6 protein-coding genes and 1 pseudogene are annotated in these 4,247 nt (G+C 65.3%); 1 reads left to right on the forward strand and 6 read right to left on the reverse strand.

The window, feature by feature from the left end:
• The 4 genes from AC1D1P_RS16020 to AC1D1P_RS16035 all read right to left on the reverse strand — a co-directional run.
• Positions 1 to 194: hypothetical protein (locus AC1D1P_RS16020; RefSeq protein ID WP_477673656.1), on the reverse strand; the 194-nt coding region annotated here is incomplete at its 3' end.
• Positions 195 to 214: 20 nt separating this feature from the next.
• A complete protein-coding gene (locus AC1D1P_RS16025) occupies positions 215 to 451 on the reverse strand; it encodes a hypothetical protein (RefSeq protein ID WP_477671501.1) in 237 nt (78 codons plus the stop codon).
• Between the two features lie 78 nt (positions 452 to 529).
• Positions 530 to 1,147: a ubiquinol-cytochrome c reductase iron-sulfur subunit gene (gene petA, locus AC1D1P_RS16030; protein WP_477673657.1), complete on the reverse strand. Its 618-nt coding sequence runs from the start codon at positions 1,145 to 1,147 to the stop codon at positions 530 to 532.
• A 45-nt stretch (positions 1,148 to 1,192) separates the two neighbouring features.
• Positions 1,193 to 1,642, reverse strand: a complete 450-nt coding sequence (locus AC1D1P_RS16035) for a carboxypeptidase-like regulatory domain-containing protein (protein ID WP_477673658.1) — start codon at positions 1,640 to 1,642, stop codon at positions 1,193 to 1,195.
• Positions 1,643 to 1,920: 278 nt separating this feature from the next.
• Between AC1D1P_RS16035 and AC1D1P_RS16040 the strand changes: the two genes are divergently transcribed.
• The gene (locus tag AC1D1P_RS16040) at positions 1,921 to 2,583 is read left to right on the forward strand and encodes an alpha/beta hydrolase (protein WP_477673659.1); all 663 of its coding nucleotides are present in this window, start codon (positions 1,921 to 1,923) and stop codon (positions 2,581 to 2,583) included.
• A gap of 92 nt (positions 2,584 to 2,675) precedes the next feature.
• On the opposite strand, the gene AC1D1P_RS16045 is transcribed toward AC1D1P_RS16040, so the two are convergent.
• Both AC1D1P_RS16045 and AC1D1P_RS16050 read right to left on the reverse strand, forming a co-directional pair.
• A complete protein-coding gene (locus AC1D1P_RS16045) occupies positions 2,676 to 3,965 on the reverse strand; it encodes an MFS transporter (RefSeq protein WP_477673660.1) in 1,290 nt (429 codons plus the stop codon).
• A gap of 63 nt (positions 3,966 to 4,028) precedes the next feature.
• A pseudogene (locus AC1D1P_RS16050) lies at positions 4,029 to 4,247 on the reverse strand (hypothetical protein); the annotation flags it as partial.

Consider the following 4,247-nt stretch of genomic DNA (forward strand, 5'->3'; position numbering starts at 1 on the left):
TTGCCGGCCAGCGCTTCGTGGGTGAACACGTCCACCTGGTAGTACTGCAGCCCCGACAAGGGCGGCATGGTTGTCATCGCTGTCATGTGGCAATTCTCCTGCGGGGAATTATCGCGGTGCAGGTCATTGCGGCGGCATCCCGGCGTGCGGACTGCCGTTTCTCTTTTCTGTTTGGGCGACCAGCGGCCTTGCACCGCGGGATCGCCTGTGCGGTTTAAATCCCGAGCAGCTTCTTCGCGCTGCCCAGCGCTTTCATGGAGTCGTCGTGCTTGCCTTCCTTGTGAAACTTTTCGCCATCGGCGCGAAGCTCTTTCACTTTGGTCATGTCGGCGGGCGAGAGCTTGGGGTTGGTGGAGAGCTTGGCGTCAATCGCCTTCATCTCGTTGGGGCAGTTATGGGCAAACGCCAGGGACGAAGTGGCCAGGGCGACGGCGGCAATGATGAGCTTCATGTGATCTCCAACCTGCGTCAGAAAATGCTGACGCCAGATGCTAGCAAAGCCTCTGCTGTGGCACAAGCCGCAGTGACACTAGCTTGTCTGGCCGATTTGCAGCTTGGTGGCGTCGATGAATTGGTATTCCGGGATGTCCAGGTTGGTCGGCGCCGGTACGTTCTTCACCACGCGGCCGGCAAGATCAAACCGGGAGCCGTGGCAGGGGCAAAAAAATCCACCGGGCGCATGAAGCTCGGCATTCAGCGCGCTGTCGTCCAGGCGCAGGGTCGGTGAGCAGCCCAGGTGTGTGCACACCCCCACCGCCACCAGGATTTCGGGGCGCTCGGAGCGGGTCGCGTTGGCGCACGATTTCGGTTGTTCGGATCGCCTGGACTGCGGGTCCGCCAATGCCGGATTGGGCTGCTGCAGCGCGCGCACCATCTCCTCGCTGCGGCGCATCAACCAGACCGGTTTTCCGCGCCAGGCGACAGTGCGCAGCTCGCCTGTCGCCAGTGCGGAAATATCGACAAGCACCGGGCCGCCCTGGGCGCGCGCCACTTCAGAGGGTGCAAGGCTGGCGGCGAAGGGGTAGGCCGCAGCCAGCAGGCCGGCGCCGGCAGCGATGCCGGTTGCTGCCGCCAGCAGGCGTCGCCGCTCGGCGTCCGGCAGGGTCCCGTCGTCTATCGCGTGGATCAGTTCGGTGACGTTATGCATGATTTGACTTGAAAAATTCGATGAAGGCAGGCAGTCCCGGTGTGCTTACGGCCCGGTTTTATCGGCGCCCGCGCCCCAGAGGAACACCTCTCTGGAGGGTTTGCCTGCCTTCAAGTCCACCTTCCTGCGCTGGGTCTGGCCGGCGAGCGTCGCCTCCACGGCATAACTGCCCGGTGCCAGCCGGGCCAGCAGGAAGGGGCCTTCCGACGTGGCCTGAAGCACTTCATTTCCCCGGGCATCGAGCACCCGCACCTTCACGTCGGCCGCGAAGTCGGCACGCTGCTTGTCCTTGATGGCAAATTCGAGTGTCAGCGGCCACTGCCCGCTGGCATTGCGGATCGCTGCGGATTCGTCGGCGCCGATGCCGCCGCTCAGGTATTCAACCGGGCCGCTGGTGCGCACCGGCGGCAAGGGGGCGCTTGCCTGGGCCAGCGCGCCACCCGCCATCAGCGCACCGAGGACGGCCGAGGCGGCCTTGTGGGTCAGGGTTTTCATTTCAGCATGCTCCTTCTGCAACGATGGGCAGCAAATCGGCGCAGTGTGCTGCCTGACACTGTGTTCATGCGGCCTGCCGATCTGCGCGAAGGCCTGGCCAGCTGCCTTGTCATCACACCGTAGCAGGCTTTGTGCGCCAGGTGTTCAGCGCTGCCGGAAACCATTGTTCGCGGGTCAGCTTAGGCCGGTCTTAAAATCCCGGCTGGTGTGCCTTGCAGCTTCAAGCCCGCGGCATTCAATCGTCATCTGCTTCCTCAACCACCTGGACCCGTCACCCCATGCCCCTCGAAGTCATTGAAGCCCAGACGGGCGACAAGCCCGTCGCCACCGTTCTCATCATGCACGGCCTCGGGGCCGACGGCCGGGACTTCCTGCCGATTGCCGAACAGATGGACCTGTCCAGCGTGGGAGATGTGCGTTTCCTGTTTCCGAGTGCGCCCAGCATTCCGGTCACCATCAACGGCGGCTACGTCATGCCGGCCTGGTACGACCTGCTGGGCGCCGACCTGGTGAGCCGGCAGGATGAGGCCGGGTTGCGCAAGTCGCAGGGCGACATCGAGGCATTGATCGCCCGGGAAAAGTCGCGCGGCATCCCTGCCAGCCGCATCGTGGTGGCGGGCTTTTCGCAGGGCTGTGCCATGGCGCTCATGACGGGCCTGCGCCACGGGGAACGGCTGGCCGGCATTGCGGGCCTGTCGGGTTACCTGCCGCTGGCCGACAAAACAGCCGCCGAGCGCAGCGCCGCCAACCAGGATGTACCCATTTTTCTGGCGCATGGCACGCGCGACGGTGTGGTGGTGCTGCCGCGCGCCACCGCCACGCGCGATGCGCTCAGCGCCATGGGCTACACGGTCGAGTGGCACGAGTACATGATGGAACACTCGGTGTGCCCGCAGGAAATCACCGACCTGGAGCAGTGGTTGCGCCGGGTTCTGGCCTGACGGGATTTTAAGTAAAACTGGCTGTAGCCCTTACAAAACGGGCGCAAGCAGCTATTAAAAGAATAGCGATCCGGGCAAGACCAGGACGTTGTTCAGGCCGCCGCTGTTTTCGTCACGGCCGTCCGCGCCATCCGCCGCACGCGCCACAGCAGGAAAAACGCGATGCTGAAGTTCAGCAGGTTCCACGCGATGCCGTTGAGGAATGCGGCGTGGTAGGAACCGGTGAGGTCAAACACCTTGCCTGACATCCAGCCGCCCAGCGCCATGCCCAGCAAGGATGCCATGATCACCGTGCCCACGCGCGCGCCGGCCTCGGCGGGCTCGAAGTATTCGCGCACGATGATGGCGTAAGCCGGTACGAGGCCGCCCTGGAACAGGCCGAACAGCGCGGCGATGACGTAAAGCGATACCAGTCCGTCAAAGGGCAAAAACAGCAGCAGCGCGATGCCTTGCAGCACCGAGCCCAGCATCAGCGTGCGCAGCCCGCCGATACGGTCGCAGATCGCGCCCGACACCAAGCGGCTCACCACACCGCAGGCCAGCATGAGCGACAGCATTTCAGCGCCGCGCGCCGCGCCGTAGCCCAGGTCGGTGCAGTACGACACGATGTGCACTTGCGGCATGGCCATGGCCACGCAGCAGGCCACGCTGGCCACGCACAGCAGCATTTGCGCCGAGCCCGGCGTCAGGCCGAAAGGCATGCTGCTGGTGGTGGCGGCGATACCGCTGTTGCCTACCGCGGACGCCACGGCCACCGGCGGGCGCTTGCGCATCAGCAGGGCCAGCGCCGTCATGGTGACGAAGCTGAAAAGGCCGAGCCACAGATAGGTCTGGCGCCAGCCCACGGCCTCGACAAAATGCTGAACGATGGGCGGCCAGATCGCGCCGCCCAGGTAGTTGCCACTGGCGCACACCGCCACGGCAAAACCGCGGCGCCGTACAAACCAGAGCGAGGTGTCGGCCAGCAGCGGCGCAAAGGTGGCGGCAGAGCCGAGAAAGCCGATCAGCAGGCCGTGGGCCAGCGAGAACATCCAAATGTTGCCGGCCATGGCGGCCAGGGCAAAACCCAGGCCCAGTCCCACTGCGCCAAYCAGCAAGGGAACCATGACGCCAAAGCGGTCGGCCAGCCGCCCCATCAGAACGCCGCCAACACCGAAGCCGATCATGAGCGCGGTATACGGCAGGGAGGCATCGGCCCGCGTCACGCTGAATTCAGCCTGCACTGCGGGCAGCACCACGGCCACCACATACATGCCGCAGGCGCCGACGGTCATCAGCGCCAGCGTGACCATGAGCCGCATCACGGCGTAGCGTGAGTCGATGAGGAGGGAGGAGTCTTGCGCGGCGGTTGCGGGGCTTGGGGGCGTGACGGGAGGGCTCATCAGGCAAGCGTACACCAGCAGCTGCCCCGCTGCGCTGTTGATGGCCCGGCCGGAGCTGGCGCGTTACAGCGGGGAAGGGCGCGTGGCTTCGTAACCGACGGCGGAATTGCTGTCGCTTGGCTGGCCCAGTTCCTGGTCGCGGATGCGGAAAAGGCGTTCCAGGTCTTTCATGGCGTCTGCGTCAGCTGCGGAGACCGGGGCCGGCCGTGCCACCGGTGCTGCGGGCTGGGCCGGCAGGCTGGCGGCTACAACGGGGGCGGCTGGTACGGGCGCTGCAGAGGC

The organism is Polaromonas sp. P1_E1_2 (assembly GCF_056406035.1).

What these genes read in the sequence shown, in the direction of transcription:
- petA (WP_477673657.1), bottom strand. Translation starts at nt 1,147, where the DNA reads ATGCATAACGTCACCGAACTGATCCACGCGATAGACGACGGGACCCTG.
- AC1D1P_RS16035 (WP_477673658.1), bottom strand. Translation starts at nt 1,642, where the DNA reads ATGAAAACCCTGACCCACAAGGCCGCCTCGGCCGTCCTCGGTGCGCTG.
- AC1D1P_RS16025 (WP_477671501.1), bottom strand. Translation starts at nt 451, where the DNA reads ATGAAGCTCATCATTGCCGCCGTCGCCCTGGCCACTTCGTCCCTGGCG.
- AC1D1P_RS16040 (WP_477673659.1), top strand. Translation starts at nt 1,921, where the DNA reads ATGCCCCTCGAAGTCATTGAAGCCCAGACGGGCGACAAGCCCGTCGCC.